Below are 1019 nucleotides of genomic sequence, written 5' to 3'. Positions count from 1 at the left end.
TCTTCCAGCACGGACAGGAACCAGGCGAAGCCGGTGTCGCGCATGCGGTCGGGATGGAAGACGACGCCGATCTCGATGGGGGGCGTGGAGTGCGGCGGATCGAGGATCTGTATCTGATCCGTCAGGAATGCTTCGGCGGCTTTGCGAAGCGTGAGCGTGACATGGTCCGACTGGGCGGCCATGGCCATGGCGTGCATCGTGTCGGTGACGATCGTGCTGGCGCCTGCGATCTTGCGGCGGTTGTGACCGAGGCCGACGGCGGCGCGGGTGACGTCGCCGATTTCGCGGCCCTCATCGAAGAAGCGGCGGAGCTCGGGATATTCGAGGCTGGCGACGCGGTTGAACTTCTCGATGAGAATGTGCCGGGCGTCGCTGAGCATTTCCATGGTCAGCGGGGCATGGACGTCCGGGTGGCCGCGGCGGGCGATCCAGACCATGCGGTCGGAGATCAGCCGGCGGAATTCAAGGCGGCCGGTGGCGTTGGCGGCGATGCCGAAGATCATGTCGAGACGACCCTGCTGGACGTCTTCGGGGGACTGGTCCTCGATGCGGCGCAGGCGGATACGGACGCCGGGGGCGACACGGGCGAGATGCTCGATCACGCGCGGGAGAAGGACGAGGACCGGATAGGAGCCGGCGGCCAGGACGAATTCACGCTCGGCGGTGGCGGGGTCGAACTCCTCGCGGTGGAGGGCGTCGCGGAGGGTATCCATGGAACCGCGGACCCGGCGGCCTACGTCTATGGCGTAGGCGGTGGGGCTGAGGCCGCCGCCCCTGCGCTCGAAAAGCGGGTCGCCGAGGGCGGTGCGGAGACGGCCCAAGGCATGGCTGACGGCGGAGGGTGTGAGCGACAGTTCCTCGGCCGCGCGGGATACGCTGCGGTGATCCAGCAGCGCCAGAAGCACGCGGAACAGGTTTAGATCGAGGTTTTTGAACTGAACGGTATTCATGCTGCAGATGCACAGATATCATTTGGTTCAAACAACATGTCAACCTATCTCGTGTTGGATTGGGGAGAG

Annotated in this window: 1 protein-coding gene; it reads right to left on the bottom strand. The window is 65.5% G+C overall.

Annotation, left to right across the window (positions count from 1 at the left end; all coding sequences use genetic code 11):
• Positions 1-950: LysR family transcriptional regulator (locus EON91_RS14635; protein WP_292096171.1), on the bottom strand; the 950-nt coding region annotated here is incomplete at its 3' end.
• Between the last annotated feature and the right edge of the window lie 69 nt (positions 951-1019).

The organism is Brevundimonas sp. (assembly GCF_004210735.1).
Lineage (GTDB): Bacteria > Pseudomonadota > Alphaproteobacteria > Caulobacterales > Caulobacteraceae > Brevundimonas.
The sequence above is the reverse complement of the archived record's forward strand: the minus strand, read 5'-3'. Positions and strand labels throughout refer to the sequence as shown.